This is a genomic window from Haloferax sulfurifontis ATCC BAA-897, from assembly GCF_000337835.1.
GTDB lineage: Archaea > Halobacteriota > Halobacteria > Halobacteriales > Haloferacaceae > Haloferax > Haloferax denitrificans.
In genome coordinates, this window is the sequence record NZ_AOLM01000018.1 from 40,884 (window position 1) to 54,254 (window position 13,371).

Here is a 13,371-nt window from a genome sequence, read left to right on the forward strand (position 1 = left end):
TTAGGTATATTAAACTCACTCTCATTGACCAAGTATGACGATGTGACTGCATCGTCGCGGCGAACCGAACGGCGAGCACACTCACGACACGACCTACAACACGCCCCACAACACACCCATCATGAACGTACTCCTCCTCGGTGCGAGCGGCCGAATCGGCACGCGAATCGCCAACGAACTCCTGAACCGCGGGCACGCGGTGACCGGCGTCTCCCGAAGCGGCGCGGTCGACGGCGTCGACGACCCCGACTTCTCGGCGGTCGCCGGCGACGCGACCGACGCCGACCAAATCGCGCGACTCGCCGCGGGCCACGACGCGGTCGCCTCCGCGCTCGGCCCGAGCGACGAGTCGCCCGAGGTCCTCGTCGAGATGCTCGACGCGGTCATCGACGGGATGGACCGCGCCTCGGTCGACCGCCTCGTCTGGACCGGCGGCGCGGGCATCCTGAACGTCGGCCCCGACACGCGACTCATCGACTCCCCGGAGTTCCCAGAGGAGTGGAAGCCCGTCGCCAGCGCCGCCATCGAGGCGTACGGCCTGCTCGAAGACGCCGACGACCTGCGGTGGACCTACGTCGCGCCCGCGGCGCTCATCGAACCCGGCGAGCGGACCGGCGAGTTCCGGACCGCGCTCGGCGAACTCGTCTCCGACGAAGACGGCGAGAGCCGCATCTCCATGGAGGACTTCGCAATCGCGTTCGCGAACGAACTGGAGAGCGGCGACGCCGTCCACGAACAGCTCGCGGTCGGCTACTGAACAGATAGACTCGTTTTTCGGCCGGTGACTCGGCCATCGGTTCGGTCCGTCGAGTGCCCTCGACTACACCCGGCCCGTCGTCACGTCGAACGGGACGACCTCGGCCCGGCGGTACTCCCCGTCTCGAATCTGCTGGACGACCTCGCGGCCCATCTCGCGCCACTCCCGGCGGACGGACTCGTAGGAGTCGCCGTCGAGTCCCCGGCGGAGGTCGGCCTCGTGACGGTCCAACCCCTCGCCGGTCGCCTTCTTCGCCGCGCTCCGCACGTCGTGGTCGTCGTACGGCGGCTCGGTCAGCTTGCGGTGGTGGTACCGGCGGGTCCCGACGACCGACAGGCCGGCGTCGGCGAACAGTCCACGGACGCGGTCGCCGAGCGCCACGTCGGTCGCCACGCCCTCGCGGAAGGCGTCTCTGACCCGGCGGTCGAGCGCGGCCTCGGCCTCGACGGTCGAGTCGACGCCGACGGCCGCGTTGTCGGGTTCGACCGTCGCCACGAGGTCAGACGAGACGCGGGCGAACTCGCTGAGCGCGGCCGTCGGGTCCGGGAGGTTCACGAGGAGCGCCTGACAGACGACCAAATCGAAGCTGTCGGCGGCGAAGGGGAGCTGAGTCGCATCTCCAGCGACCGCCTCGATGCCGGCGCGGTCGGCCGCGACCGAAAGCAGGTCGGTGTCGGCGTCGACGCCGACGACGCGGGCGTCAGAGGCCTCCGCGAGGACGCGCGTGAACTCGCCGGTCCCACAGCCCACGTCGAGGATGCGGGTCCGACCGCCGAGGTCGAGGTCGGCGAGGGCGGCGCGGGAGTCGTCCCACATGCCTTCTCGCGTCCGCCGGAGGTACGATTCGGAGAAACGTCGCACACGCGGAGTCGGGCGCGGCGACCCAAAAAACAGTCGAAACGGTCGATGCGAGACTCAGCGGCGGCCGCTGGAGTCCCGGCCCGCGGTCCGGCGTCTTACTCCGCGTCGGCGCGGAGTTCGCGGACGCGCTCGATGTTCCACGCGAAGCCCTTGCCGTCCTCGGTGGGCGTCTCCAAGACGAGCGGCACGTCGTCGTCGACGATGGCCTCGTGGTTGATGAACGCGCGCATGCCCTCCTCGCCGATGAGGCCCTCGCCGATGAGCGCGTGTTCGTCCTTGTTCGTCCCGCACTCGTGTTTCGAGTCGTTGAGGTGGACGCACTTGAGGTGCTCCAGTCCGACCTCGGCGTCGAGTTCCTCGAACGTCTCGTCGACGCCCGCGGCCGTCGAGAGGTCGTAGCCCGCGGCGAACGCGTGGGCGGTGTCGAGACAGACGTCGAGGTCCTGTTCGGACTCTTCGAGGACGTAGCCGAGGTGGGCGAAGTCGTCGCCCATCTTGGTGCCCGAGCCCGCGTCGGACTCGATGAGGACGGTGACGCCGTCGGGGATGTCGAGGTCGTCGAGGACGGAGACGGCGTTGTCGAGGCCCTGCTGTTCGCCCGCGCCGGTGTGAGCGCCGAGGTGGACGTTCACGTACTCGATGCCGAGTTTGTCGGCCATGTCGACCTCCGTCTGCATCGAGTCCAGCGACTTCTGCCGGAGGCCGTCTTTGGGCGTACAGAGGTTGACGAGATACGACGAGTGGATGACCCACGGGCCGGCCAGGTTGTCGGCGGTCTCCTCGCGGAACAGTTCGGCCTCCGCGTCGGAGATGTCGGGGTCGCGCCACACCTGCGGCGAGGTGGTGAAAATCTGCCCGCAGTTGCCGCCGAAGGCGACCTGCCGGAAGACGGCGTTGGCGACGTTACCGTGCGGTGGCGTCTCGTCGTCGGACGAGACCTTCGAACTGGACATCGAGACGTGTGCGCCGACTTGCATGGGGAGTCCGACGGCGTACCCGAACAAAGGGACTTCGGAGTCGGCGGCGACGTCGGACGACGAGAGAGCGGTGGCGGGGTCGCGGCGAGCGGCGACGACGACAACGACGACGGCGGCCGCTCAGTCGGACCGCGACCCCGGGCGGCGGCGCACCCAGTCGTCCGCGCGGTACTTCTCGTCGACTTTCTCGCGCGCGCGGTCGAGTTCCGCGTCGGTCCACGACCCCTCGTCGGCGTCGACGAACCCCGAGAGCGACTCGGTCAGCGCCGCGACGAACTCCCCGCGGGAGGCGTCGGCGAGTTCGTCGATGCCGACGACGCGCTCGCGGAACGCCTCGGGCGTCACGTCGTGGCCGTCGAACACGTCGAGGTGCGTCTCGGCGTCCACCGAGTAGGTGAGAGAGCCGTGCTGGACGACGGCGTCGCGGCGGCGGTACTGGGCGTTGCCCGCGACCTTCCGCCCCGCGGCGACCATGTCGTGGGCGGGGTGGAGCGCCCGCAGGTAGCAGGCGGGATGCCAGATGACGGGCACGTCGTCGTCGACGAAGTCCACGTCCACGCCGACCGCGCGAATCGCGTCCAAAATCGGCTCGCACAGCAGGTGATAGCAGTCCATGAGGTCGCCCGGTAGCTCCGATTTCGGCGCGGCGATGGAGTACGCCACGTCGCCGTGGCGGTCGTGGTAGATGCCGCCACCGCCGGTCTGTCGGCGGGTCACGTCGATTCCCTCGCGGTCGCAGTAGCCCCAGTCGACCGTCTCCGGGTCCTGTCCGTAGCCCAGCGAGAGGCAACTCGGCTCCCACGAGTAGACGCGGACGGTCCGGGGGCCGCCCGCGGCGGCCGTCTCGCCGGCGACCTCGTCGAGCGCCATCTGCATCGGTCCCGGTCGGACCTCCTCGGGAATCACCCGCCACTCGCGGTCGGCAATCGACCCCTGCGAGTCGTTCATACGTGGGCTTCGTCCATCCGGGAGAAAGCGATTTCGACGCTCGGCCGACGCGAGCGATTCCGTTAAACCGCACCGCGGTGACGTGGAACCATGAAGTTCACCCGCGTCGCCCTCGCCGCGACAGACCCCATCTCGCTGTGTGAGTTCTACGTCGAGACGCTCGGCTTCGCGGCCGTCCCCGGGTCACAGCGCTCGGCGACCGCCGGGGAGACGACCCTGTGGTTCGAACTCGGCGACACCGACCCCGGCCACCTCGCGTTCACCGTCGCCGCCGCGGTCGACTCCGTGGTCGCGTGGTTGGACGACCGCGCGGGCGTGGACGTGCTCGACACCGACGAGGGACCGAGCGTCCGGTTCGACTTCCTCGGCTGTGACTCCGTCTACTTCGAGGACCCCGAGGGCAACGTCATCGAGTACGTCTGCTACGACGGCGACGCGACCGGCGAGTTCGACCCGGCGACCGACCTCCGCGGCGCGACCGAGGTCGGGATGGCCGTCCCCGACGTGGAGTCGTTCGTTGCGTCTCTGACCGAGGCGCTCGGCATCGAGCCGCTGGAGTCGTTCGAGGGCGGCGACCTCGTGTTCGTCGGCGACCGGGACGCCCGATTCGTCGTCTCGCCGGTCGGCCGCGCGTGGTATCCGACCGACAGCGAGGCGACCGTCGGCCCGGTGTCGGCGCGGTGCGACGCGGACGGCGTTTTCGACCCCGAGGGGCTTCCCTACCGCGTCAACGCCGAGTGACAACTCGTTTCAAAGAAGCGTTATTAGCACTAGGAGAGTCAACGAACCGTGAACGTCTCTCGTCTCGTTAGCGCGGGGTCGCTCAGTCTCACCGGGGTGGCCCTGTTCGTCATCGTCTCGAACAGCGTCGCCTCGGTCGCATCCGACCTCGCGGGACTCGTCGCCGCGGCCTTCGGCCTCGTCATCTCGGTGCTCTTCGTCGCCGTCGGCCCCGTCGTCTACCGAAGCGACCTCAAGACCGCTCACGTCGCCCGCGTCGCCGGCTGGAACCTCCTCGGCGTCGTCGTCACCGTGTTCGTGCTCGCGCTCATCGGGAGCTACCAGCGGGCCGCGGGCGGAGGGGTCAGCGAGCCGCTTTTCAGCGCCGCCGTCGTCGTCGGCGTGAGCGCCGTCGCGCACGTCCTCATCGGTATCAACGACGTGCGCCGGATTCGGACCCGCGAGCTGTCCGAGCAGTACAAACGCTCCGCGGTCATCAACCGACTCGTCCGCCACAACCTCCGACACACCGCGCAGTTGCTCCTCGGCTGGGGCGACCGACTCGCCACCGACGGCGGCGACGAAGAGACCGTCCGCATCGGCGAGCGACTGAAAGCGACCGGAGACGACCTCGGCACGATGAGCGACCAGGTCAAGACCGTCACCCAACTCGTCGACAGCGACCACGGGGGCGAGACGGTCGACCTACGCGCGCTCCTCGACTCGCTCGTCGACGACCGCTCGGCGGCCAACCCCGAGGCGACCATCACCGTCAGCGGTGACGGTCCAGCAACGGTCGTCGGCGGGAAGAAGCTGAAAATCGCGTTCCGTGAAGTCGTCGACAACGCGCTCGAACACGCCGGTTCCGCCCCCACAATCGAACTCGCGTTCGAGCGCGTCGGGGGCGAGGTCGTCGTGCGCGTGACCGACGACGGGCCGGGCATCCCCGACCACCAGCGCGAACTCATCGAGCAGAACGTCGAAGAGAGCGACCTCGCCCACGGCAACGGGCTGGGCCTCTGGCTCTCGAAGTGGATCGTGGAGGCCTACGGCGGCGAACTCCGACTCCCGCCGACCGAAGAGGGCGAGGGTGCGGTCGTCGAGTTCCACCTCGACGCGGCCTGAGTCCACAGCCTCGGAGGCGGGGAGATAGTGATTTTCGCGCGGTTTCGCCGATTGAACCGGGCGCTCGGAGACGTACACCCAATCAGGAGCGCGTTTCTGAGATAGGAGCCGAGCGGTTATACCCACCGAACGGAATTATCCCATAATGCGCGAGGTCGTGTTTACCATCGAGTACGAGCGAGGGGCCGACCCACTGATGGACGTCTTCATCGAGTCTCCCGATTTGTACGCGCGGTCGATGCAGGTGCAAGCGACCAGCGAGGCGGTATGGGGCATCGAGAAGCTCGTCGGCACACCGTCCGTCCTCGACGAGTACGACGAGCGCCTCGAACGGGTCGCCCAAGAGTCGAGTTTGGCCGGGATGTGCGGCGCACCGGTCACCGAGTACAGGTACGAGATGCTCTCGTCGAACCCGGAATCGCGGAAAATCTACTCGCTCCAGCGGGAAGGTGACGGGCCGCGGTCACTCCCGATCGCCGCCGCGAACCACCTCGGTGAGGGTGTGATAATGCGGTCGGAACGCCACGGCGACCAGTTCCGCTGGCACCTCCTCGTCGACGGCTCGCTCGGAACCTTACACGACGACGTTCGAGCGAATCTCCGCGACGGACTTTCGCTGACGGTCGAACGACTCGGCGAACCCCCCTGTCTGCTCGAAGATGGACGGACACAGCACGACCTTACGACAGCGCAAAAGACAGCACTGGAAGCCGCGCTCACTCGCGGCTACTACGAAGAACCTCGGAAGGCCTCGGTTAGCGAGATCGCCGAGGAGATCGACGTGCCGAGTTCCACGCTCCAGTACCGACTCAACCGAGCCGAGGCGTGGCTTGCCGAACAGTTCGCCGCCGACTCGATGACCGTCGATATCGACACGTCCCTCGACCTCGGGGACGTTGAGTTCATCGAGTAGTTGCCACCACGCCCGAATCGGGGGGGTTGGAATATTTCAGAACAAATCGTAACCGGTCAACTCCCCAAGCGAGGTACGTATGACAAACGACTCCGAGATTCGCGTACGACTCGTGCGAAACGCGACGGTGCTTGCGACGGTCGATGACACCACGTTCCTCGTTGACCCCATGTTCACGCCGCAGGGCGAGATGCCGACGGTGACGGACAACCCGGCGGTGCCCGAGTTCCTCACGACGGCGAACCAGAAGCGAAATCCGTTAGTGCCGCTCCCGGACGTCGAACTCGACTACGACGCCGTGGTCGTCACGCATCGCCACCCCGACCACTGGGACGAGGCGGCCAGAGAGAAACTCGATGCGGACGTGCCGCTGTTCTGCCAACCCGAGGACGCAGACGCGTTCAGCGACGAGGGCTTCACCGACGTGCGACCCGTCGAAGACGAGACGTCGTTCGACGGGGTGACGATCCACCGGACGCCGGGACAGCACGGCCACGGCGAACTCGCCGAGGGGATGGGCCCTGTCTCCGGGTTCGTCTTCGAGGGCGAGAAATCGCTGTACATCGCCGGGGACACCATCTGGTACGACCCGGTAGCGGAAACGCTCGACCGGTTCGAACCTGAGATGGTCGTCCTCAACGGTGGGGAAGCACAGTTCGACCAGGGCGAACCAATCACGATGGGCGTCGAAGACATCGCGGCCGTCCGGGAGGCCACGGATGCGACCGTGGCAGTTGTCCACATGGAAGCCATCAATCACTGTCTGCTCTCTCGTGAGGAACTGCGAGCGGAGACCGAGAACGTCCTCGTCCCCGAAGACGGTGAGCAGGTGTCTCTGTAACGGCAGTTCCACGGGGCGACTACGGTAGAACGGTAGTAGCCACTGTGCGTAGCAACTCTTTCGGTCAGTTCTGACGGGGACGCCGACCCCCACACCACCCTCCGAAACTGCGTGAGTCGTCACGCCCGATTCCGTATCGTCACATGCAATTTATCACGGGCGACATTCGCCGACTCGCGGGCCTTTTACGCCTCGCCGACGGACGGACGTGCATGGTACGGAACGTCGCCGGCGTCATGGCCGAACTCGAGCCCGAGGACTTCTACCTCCTCTCGGGCGTCGAGCAGGGCATGCGCTTCAGCGAGTGGGTCAACCGGGAGAAGCTCCCGAAGAACTCGGGGCTGACCGCCGAGGAGGTCGACTACCGCATCGACCGCTGTATGACCCGCGAGCTCATCGAGCGCAAGACCATCCAGTACGAGGGGTACAAGCTCACGGTCGAGGGGTACGACGCGCTCGCCCTCCGGACGTTCGCCCAACGAGACACCATTCAGGGATTCGGCGCGCCCCTCGGCGTCGGTAAGGAAAGCGACGTGTTCGAGGTGCAGTCGTTCAAGCCGCTCGCGCTCAAGTTCCACCGCGAGGGGTACACCAACTTCCGCGAGGTGCGCCGCGAGCGCGACTACACCTCCGAGAACCACCACGTCTCGTGGCTCTACACCGCCCGCAAGGCGGCCGAACGCGAGTACGAGGCGCTCGAAACCCTGTTCCCGCAGGTGTCGGTCCCGCGCCCCGTCGACCACAACCGCCACGCGATCATCATGGCGAAACTCGACGGCGTCGAACTCGCCAAGGCGAAGCTCGAATCCGAGCAGGTGACGGGCGTCCTCGACCTGATTCTCTCCGAGATGGCCGAGGCCTACGAGGCCGGCTACGTCCACGCCGACATGTCCGAGTACAACGTCGCGGTCGGCGAGCGCGGCGTCACGGTCTTCGACTGGCCGCAGGCCGTCCCGACCGACCACGACAACGCCCGCGAACTCCTCGCGCGCGACGCGAAGAACATCGTCGGCTACTTCCGCCGCAAGTACCCCGGCGAGATGCCCGACGACGTCGACATCGACGCGGTGTCCGACGCTATCGCCGAAAACGAGTTCGAACGCATCGGCGCGTTCGCCGTCTGAACCCCCCCCAACGACCCGGAACGCCGCTTTCTGCCGTCACTAGTGAGGTTTCCAGAGCCGTGGCGGTAGCCGGTTTCCGCGGTGATAAATCAGATAGCGCGATATGAAATGTGGATTTCGGGAGAACTGCCGTTGATGGTGAAGGCGTCGCTCGGCGGGATGGAAGGCTGAGCCGCGGCGGGCGCACCCTCGATACCGTCTTTTTCGGCCGGTTCACCGCGCCAGTCGGTGGCACACGCGTCGCGAGAATCCGAAGTCCTTAACCCTCCCCTGTTGGTAGTTCCGCCAACTCGCTGGCAATGCGGGCACGCCAGAGGGCACCCGTCACGCACGGGACGAAATGTGGTCTCAGGGGAGTTCCCCGACGGACTGAATCGCAAGCGCCCGCGGTGATACACAATGGCACGAAGCTTCTATTCCCACATCAAGGAAGCGTGGAAGACCCCGAAGGAAGGCAAGCTGGCCGAACTCCAGTGGCAGCGAAAACAGGAGTGGCGCGAGCAGGGCGCTATCGAGCGCATCGAGCGCCCCACCCGCCTCGACAAGGCCCGTGAGCTCGGCTACAAGGCCAAGCAGGGCATCATCGTGGTCCGCGTCTCCGTCCGCAAGGGCGGCGCGCGCAAACAGCGCCACAAGGCCGGCCGCCGCACGAAGCGCCAGGGCGTCAACCGCATCGGCCGCCGCAAGTCCATCCCGCGCATCGCGGAGGAGCGCGCCTCGCGCAAGCACCCCAACCTGCGCGTGCTGAACTCCTACGGCGTCGGACAGGACGGCTCCCAGAAGTGGCAGGAAGTCATCCTCGTCGACCCCGAGCACCCGGCCATCCAGAACGACGACGACCTCAACTGGATCTGCGACGACACCCACGAGGGCCGCGCCTTCCGCGGTCTCACCAACGCGGGCAAGAAGAACCGCGGTCTCCAGAACCGCGGCAAGGGCACGGAGCACAACCGTCCCTCCATCCGCGCCGGCAACGGCCGCGGCAAGTAACGCCCCGCGCACCGCGCCGATTTCTCTCTTTATCGACCGTCGAGCCGCGGCTCCGTCTCGAAGCACCCACGCTTATCGCGGCGGGGCCGGACCATCGAATCGACCCCATGGTCAGTATCGAACTCAGCGGGCCGATACTCGTTGCCGCCGCGGTCCTCGGCGCGGCGTGGCTATACCGCGACGCGAAGCGCCGAGCGATGGACACGGCAGACATGTGGGCCGTCGGGTTTTTCGTCGCGTTCGTCCTCCTGCCGGTTCTCGGCGGCCTCGCCGTCCTCGCCTTCTACCTCCAGAATCGAAACCGGCGGCGGGGGTCGCCCGTCGCGGTTCCCGGGAAGTAGGTTCGGGCGTCGCTCTGCGGGTCGAAAAGGGCCGTCGGTGAGAAATTCGTCGGCGACTCAGAACGGCGACGTGGGACCGAGGTCCGCCTCGCCCTCGCTTTCGGAGCCGTCTTCGACCGCGCCGTCCCACGCGTCGAAGCCGCCGCGGAGGCTGGACACGTCGGCGTCGACGTTGCTGTCCAGCACCGAGGCGACCTGCTTCGAACTCTTGCCGACGTAACACGAGACGACGACCTCGGCGGGCCACTCGCGGTCGAACACCTCGGGGCCGAGCGTCGCCGCCGGGAGGTTCTCCGAGTCGGGGATGTGACCGGACGCGTACGACGAGGGGTCTCGGATGTCGACGACGGCGAGGTCATCGTCGTCGTCGGCCAGTTTCTCGCGGAGTTCGTCGGGCGTCGTCTCGGCGACCATACCCGACGTGAGCGGGCGGAGCGTCAAAGGCGCGTCGCTTCCGGCGATGTCGTCGCCAGCGGCGACGGTTCGGGTCCGAGAAGCGGGCGCGCCCGTGCCGCGGCTTTATTCTGGGGCGACGCCAACCTCGGGATATGACGCTCTCACTCGACGCCACCCAGTTGGACCGCTACTCGCGGCACATCATCATGGACGAGGTCGGCCCCGGGGGCCAAGGGCGACTGCTCTCCGCGCGGGTCGTCGTCGTCGGCGCGGGCGGGTTGGGCGCGCCGGCCATCCAGTACCTCGCGGCGGTCGGCGTCGGCGAACTCGTCGTCGTCGACGACGACGTTGTCGAGCGGAGCAACCTCCAGCGGCAGGTCATCCACCGCGACGACGACGTGGGGACGCCGAAGGCAGAGAGCGCCGCCGCGTTCGTCCGCGGGCTCAACCCCGACGTGTCGGTCGAACCGGTCGAGGCCCGCGTGGACAAGTCGAACGTCCACGAGGTCGTCGCCGACGCGGACGTGGTGGTCGACGCCTCGGACAACTTCCCGACGCGCTACCTGCTCAACGACGTCTGCCGATTCGAGGGAATCCCGCTGGTCCACGGCGCGATATACAAGTTCGAGGGACAGGCGACGACGCTCGTCCCCGAGGGGCCGTGTTACCGGTGTCTGTTCCCCGAAGCGCCCGAACCGGGGACCGTCCCCGACTGCGCGACGACCGGCGTCCTCGGCGTCCTCCCCGGCACGGTCGGCTGTATTCAGGCGACTGAAGCGATGAAGCTCCTCCTCGACGAGGGCGAGGTGCTCGACGGCCGGCTCCTGTTTTACGACGCGATGGACATGACGTTCGAGACGGTGCCGTACCGGAAGAACCCGGAGTGCCCCGTCTGCGGCGAGGGCGGCGTCGACTCCATCGAGGACATCGACTACGTCGAGAGCTGTGCAATCAGCCTCGACTGAGGAGGGCGCGTAGTCAGCAGAGCGTCTCCGCGATTCGACACCCGACTGGGGGCCATCAACGGATACGGCAGGTGGTCCAGAGCCGACGAATCTGATGGCGATAATCCACTCCCCAGTAGGCGGGTTCACCACTCGCCTAATCGTGTGCGGCGGGACGTACACGAAGTCGCCTGCGTCGAGTTCGACCGATTCCCGACCGGCCGGTCCGTACTCCAGAACGGAGTGACCAACCACGACGTACCCGTAGACGTGGCGGTCACCGTTGTGATGCCATCCGGTTGTGACTCCACCGGCGACCCGCGACTGAACCACGATGGCATCCTCGGTTTCGAATATCTCTCGTCGTGAAACGTCGGTGGATTCGTCTGGGTCTCCCAACCTGGCCCGTGTACCGACGGTAACGTCTTCCATGCCAGTAACCCGTCTACCTACGACTGGCAACGAGATACCCGCTCTCTCGAAAGCATCACCGGTAGATTCGCGCGCTGTATTCAGCACGGCCTCAGCAAACGATCAGTCGCTGAGGACACCAACAGAATCACCGCCACGGGAGACGCGCTACCGGTCGAACTGGAACCCGCCGAGCTCGTCGTCCGAGCCGCCGTCGGTCGCCGCGCGAACCGAGTCGGCGTCCCCGCCGTCGGCCACGTCGTCGAAGTCCATCGCGTCCAGTTCCTCGACCGCCGCGGCGTCGCCGCCGACGAGGGCGTCGACCCGGTCGGCGAGCGCGTCGAGCGCGACCGTCTGGTCGGCCGTCGCGTCGGTGATGTCGGTCGTCGACGACTCGGCGGCGGTCGCGTGCTCTCGGGCCGTCTGAATCGTGCTCGTGACCTCCTCGATGTTCGTCGCCTGCGAGTCGGTCGCGCGGGCGACCTCGGTGACGCCGTTGGCCGCGGAGTCCGCGGCGTCGGCGATTTCGGAGAGCGAGGCGAGCACGTCCTCGATTTCGCCGGAGGCGACCTGAATCTGCTCGTGGGACTGCTCGGAGGCCAGCACCGTCTCGTCGGCCTGTTCCTGAATCTCGGCGATGCTGTCGGCGATTTCCTCGGTGTGCTCGTGGGTCTGGTTCGCGAGCTGTTTGACCTCGTCGGCGACGACCGAGAAGCCCTCGCCGGCCTCGCCCGCGCGGGCGGCCTCGATGTTCGCGTTGAGCGCGAGCAGGTTCGTCCGGTCTGCGACCTCGGCGATGACCTCGACGACCTCCTCGATGACGCCCATGCGCTGTTGCAGTTCGGTCACGCTGTCGAGCAGTTCGTCGGATATGTCGATGACTTGGTCGGTCGCGGTCCGGATGCTCTGTCCGGCCTCGTGGCCGTTTTCGGCGGCCACGCGGGCCTGGTTCGCCGCCGACGCCACCTCGTCGGAGGTGGCCGCGATTTCCTCCATGCTGGCCGACAGCTCCTGCATCTCCTCCGCGCCCGTCGACAGGAGGTCCGCCTGCTCCGTGACCTGCGACTCGATGTCGGTCGCGGCGGTCGCGGCCCGCTGAATCGCCCCGCCGAGGTCGGCGGTCGTGGTATCGACCTCGCTGGCGAGGCGGTCGAACCGGGTCGCCATCTCGTTGAGGTCCGAGACGACCGCCAGCGTCTCGTCGTCGAGGACGCCGCGGTCGTCCGTGAACGACGCCCGGGCAGAGAGGTCGCCGGCGGTGAGGCTCCCGATGGTGGTCGAGACCTCCTCGACGAGCGCCTCCGAGGCCCGCTGTTTCTCCACCGCGTCGGTCCGGTCGTGGACGGCCTCGACCACGCCGACCAGTTCGTCGCCCTCGAACAGCGGCTGGGCGGTGAAGGCGATGTGGCGCTCCGCGCCGTGTCTGTCCGTCATCGTGCTGGTGTCGCGGTAGAGCCGCCGGGCCTCGTCGACCACGTCGAGGCCGTGGACCACGTCGGCACCCTGCGGGTCCTCAAGCACCTTGTCGGCGAGGGTCTTCGCCCGCCGGCCGTCCGGGTAGAACAGTTCGCTCACGTGGTCCGACCCGAGCGCCTCCGCCGCGGGAACGCCCGTGAGCGTCGTAATCGGGTCGTTCCACGCGATGACCCGCCCGTCGGCGTCGAGGACGAACACCGGCATCCCCACGCCGTCGAGCAGGGCACCGGTGTGCAACTGCTCGGCCGCCGCCGCGACCGTCCCTCGTTCGTCAGCCTGTGCGCCACCGTCGGTCCGCGTCCGAGCCCCGGCCCCCGGGACCAGCGCCGCGAGTCGCGAAAGCAGGTCCATACGTCTACCCCACGGCGATTGCCGGTATAACGCTACGTCCCTGAGTATCAACACTGATTCTGTGGTGGTACAGAACCGGTACACTCCGGCGGCGGGCGTGGAAAACGGACGGTCCCGAAATGCGGTCGTCGCGCGGGAGAGTCGAACGGGAAACCAGGGAGAGTCGAACCGGAACCGGAAAGGGCCGAACGGGAAA

At 67.4% G+C, this 13,371-nt stretch carries 14 protein-coding genes; 9 read left to right on the plus strand and 5 right to left on the minus strand.

All coding sequences use genetic code 11. From position 1 onward, the window contains the following. Window positions 1–121: 121 nt before the first annotated feature. Window positions 122–757 (plus strand): NAD(P)-dependent oxidoreductase, encoded by a 636-nt coding sequence (locus tag C441_RS09075; RefSeq protein WP_007274836.1) that lies wholly within the window; start codon window positions 122–124, stop codon window positions 755–757. Between the two features lie 63 nt (window positions 758–820). Here the strand turns inward: C441_RS09075 and C441_RS09080 are convergent, their stop codons facing one another. From C441_RS09080 to C441_RS09090, 3 genes are all read right to left on the minus strand, one after another. After that, window positions 821–1,618, minus strand: coding sequence for a class I SAM-dependent methyltransferase (locus C441_RS09080; protein ID WP_338041845.1), 798 nt, complete (start codon window positions 1,616–1,618; stop codon window positions 821–823). Window positions 1,619–1,713: 95 nt separating this feature from the next. After that, complete coding sequence (locus C441_RS09085) at window positions 1,714–2,595, minus strand: deoxyribonuclease IV (RefSeq protein WP_007274838.1); 882 nt, start codon at window positions 2,593–2,595, stop codon at window positions 1,714–1,716. A gap of 120 nt (window positions 2,596–2,715) precedes the next feature. Continuing rightward, a complete protein-coding gene (locus tag C441_RS09090) occupies window positions 2,716–3,543 on the minus strand; it encodes a lipoate--protein ligase family protein (protein ID WP_007274839.1) in 828 nt (275 codons plus the stop codon). Window positions 3,544–3,633: 90 nt separating this feature from the next. On the opposite strand from C441_RS09090, the gene C441_RS09095 reads away from it, so the two are divergent. From C441_RS09095 to C441_RS09125, 7 genes are all read left to right on the plus strand, one after another. After that, window positions 3,634–4,284 (plus strand): VOC family protein, encoded by a 651-nt coding sequence (locus tag C441_RS09095; RefSeq protein ID WP_007274840.1) that lies wholly within the window; start codon window positions 3,634–3,636, stop codon window positions 4,282–4,284. A gap of 48 nt (window positions 4,285–4,332) precedes the next feature. Continuing rightward, window positions 4,333–5,388, plus strand: a complete 1,056-nt coding sequence (locus tag C441_RS09100; RefSeq protein WP_049920523.1) for a sensor histidine kinase — start codon at window positions 4,333–4,335, stop codon at window positions 5,386–5,388. Between the two features lie 145 nt (window positions 5,389–5,533). Next, window positions 5,534–6,301, plus strand: a complete 768-nt coding sequence (locus tag C441_RS09105; protein WP_007274842.1) for a helix-turn-helix domain-containing protein — start codon at window positions 5,534–5,536, stop codon at window positions 6,299–6,301. A gap of 79 nt (window positions 6,302–6,380) precedes the next feature. Then, complete coding sequence (locus tag C441_RS09110) at window positions 6,381–7,142, plus strand: MBL fold metallo-hydrolase (protein ID WP_007274843.1); 762 nt, start codon at window positions 6,381–6,383, stop codon at window positions 7,140–7,142. Between the two features lie 212 nt (window positions 7,143–7,354). Continuing rightward, window positions 7,355–8,266, plus strand: a complete 912-nt coding sequence (locus C441_RS09115) for a serine/threonine-protein kinase RIO2 (RefSeq protein ID WP_007274844.1) — start codon at window positions 7,355–7,357, stop codon at window positions 8,264–8,266. A gap of 399 nt (window positions 8,267–8,665) precedes the next feature. Next, window positions 8,666–9,256 (plus strand): 50S ribosomal protein L15e, encoded by a 591-nt coding sequence (locus C441_RS09120; protein WP_004970404.1) that lies wholly within the window; start codon window positions 8,666–8,668, stop codon window positions 9,254–9,256. Between the two features lie 107 nt (window positions 9,257–9,363). After that, window positions 9,364–9,597, plus strand: a complete 234-nt coding sequence (locus C441_RS09125) for a hypothetical protein (RefSeq protein ID WP_007274845.1) — start codon at window positions 9,364–9,366, stop codon at window positions 9,595–9,597. 57 nt (window positions 9,598–9,654) lie between these two features. Here C441_RS09125 and C441_RS09130 read toward each other — a convergent pair whose 3' ends face one another. After that, window positions 9,655–10,011: a rhodanese-like domain-containing protein gene (locus tag C441_RS09130; RefSeq protein WP_007274846.1), complete on the minus strand. Its 357-nt coding sequence runs from the start codon at window positions 10,009–10,011 to the stop codon at window positions 9,655–9,657. 134 nt (window positions 10,012–10,145) lie between these two features. Between C441_RS09130 and ubaA the strand changes: the two genes are divergently transcribed. Continuing rightward, window positions 10,146–10,958, plus strand: coding sequence for an SAMP-activating enzyme E1 (ubaA, locus tag C441_RS09135; RefSeq protein ID WP_007274847.1), 813 nt, complete (start codon window positions 10,146–10,148; stop codon window positions 10,956–10,958). A 558-nt stretch (window positions 10,959–11,516) separates the two neighbouring features. Here ubaA and C441_RS09140 read toward each other — a convergent pair. After that, window positions 11,517–13,175 (minus strand): methyl-accepting chemotaxis protein, encoded by a 1,659-nt coding sequence (locus tag C441_RS09140; protein WP_007274848.1) that lies wholly within the window; start codon window positions 13,173–13,175, stop codon window positions 11,517–11,519. Window positions 13,176–13,371 lie beyond the last annotated feature (196 nt).

Excerpts from the sequence above, each read along its gene's own strand:
- C441_RS09105 (WP_007274842.1), top strand. The coding sequence starts at position 5,534 with ATGCGCGAGGTCGTGTTTACCATCGAGTACGAGCGAGGGGCCGACCCA.
- C441_RS09125 (WP_007274845.1), top strand. The coding sequence starts at position 9,364 with ATGGTCAGTATCGAACTCAGCGGGCCGATACTCGTTGCCGCCGCGGTC.
- C441_RS09085 (WP_007274838.1), bottom strand. The coding sequence starts at position 2,595 with ATGCAAGTCGGCGCACACGTCTCGATGTCCAGTTCGAAGGTCTCGTCC.
- C441_RS09090 (WP_007274839.1), bottom strand. The coding sequence starts at position 3,543 with ATGAACGACTCGCAGGGGTCGATTGCCGACCGCGAGTGGCGGGTGATT.
- C441_RS09140 (WP_007274848.1), bottom strand. The coding sequence starts at position 13,175 with ATGGACCTGCTTTCGCGACTCGCGGCGCTGGTCCCGGGGGCCGGGGCT.
- C441_RS09130 (WP_007274846.1), bottom strand. The coding sequence starts at position 10,011 with ATGGTCGCCGAGACGACGCCCGACGAACTCCGCGAGAAACTGGCCGAC.
- ubaA (WP_007274847.1), top strand. The coding sequence starts at position 10,146 with ATGACGCTCTCACTCGACGCCACCCAGTTGGACCGCTACTCGCGGCAC.
- C441_RS09110 (WP_007274843.1), top strand. The coding sequence starts at position 6,381 with ATGACAAACGACTCCGAGATTCGCGTACGACTCGTGCGAAACGCGACG.
- C441_RS09120 (WP_004970404.1), top strand. The coding sequence starts at position 8,666 with ATGGCACGAAGCTTCTATTCCCACATCAAGGAAGCGTGGAAGACCCCG.
- C441_RS09095 (WP_007274840.1), top strand. The coding sequence starts at position 3,634 with ATGAAGTTCACCCGCGTCGCCCTCGCCGCGACAGACCCCATCTCGCTG.
- C441_RS09075 (WP_007274836.1), top strand. The coding sequence starts at position 122 with ATGAACGTACTCCTCCTCGGTGCGAGCGGCCGAATCGGCACGCGAATC.
- C441_RS09115 (WP_007274844.1), top strand. The coding sequence starts at position 7,355 with ATGGTACGGAACGTCGCCGGCGTCATGGCCGAACTCGAGCCCGAGGAC.